The sequence below is a fragment of the Rhodococcus aetherivorans genome, assembly GCF_011058165.1.
Taxonomy (GTDB): Bacteria; Actinomycetota; Actinomycetes; order Mycobacteriales; family Mycobacteriaceae; genus Rhodococcus; species Rhodococcus aetherivorans.
Genome location: NZ_JAALEG010000215.1, coordinates 1 through 522, shown reverse-complemented (window position 1 = coordinate 522; position 522 = coordinate 1). Strand labels below are relative to the sequence as shown.

The window sequence follows — 522 nt, the reverse complement described above, 5'->3', positions numbered from 1 at the left end:
GCCGGCGCACCGCCTCGAGCAGGGTGAACGTGCCGATCAGGTTGGTCTGCACGAACGGCGACGGATCGGCCAGGGAGTTGTCGTTGTGCGACTCGGCGGCGAAGTGCACCACCAGATCCGACTCGGCCACCAGCGCGTCGACCAGGTCCGCGTCGGCGACGTCGCCGCGGACGAAGCGGATCTTCTCGGCGACCGGGTCGAGGGAGGCGAGGTTGCCGGCGTAGGTGAGCTTGTCGAGCACGGTCACCCGCGCCTCGGGGCGGTCGGCGACGGTCCGATGCACGAAGTTCGCACCGATGAAACCGGCACCGCCGGTGACGAGCAGCCGCATGCGGCAACCCTACCGGCGGTGCGTTCGCTGGTCCGCGTCCACCCCGGATGGGAGACTGCCCGTCATGCGCGGAATCATTCTCGCCGGCGGCACCGGGTCCCGCCTGCACCCGATCACCCTGGGAGTGAGCAAGCAGCTCGTACCGGTCTACGACAAGCCGATGATCTACTACCCGCTCTCGACCCTCATGC

Annotated in this window: 2 protein-coding genes; one reads left to right on the top strand and one right to left on the bottom strand. The window is 68.8% G+C overall.

Annotation, left to right across the window (positions count from 1 at the left end; genetic code table 11):
* A partial coding sequence (locus G6039_RS30220; protein WP_164528205.1) for a GDP-mannose 4,6-dehydratase occupies nt 1-331 on the bottom strand: 331 nt, incomplete at its 3' end.
* A 64-nt stretch (nt 332-395) separates the two neighbouring features.
* On the opposite strand from G6039_RS30220, the gene G6039_RS30215 reads away from it, so the two are divergent.
* Nucleotides 396-522: sugar phosphate nucleotidyltransferase (locus tag G6039_RS30215; protein WP_277606692.1), on the top strand; the 127-nt coding region annotated here is incomplete at its 3' end.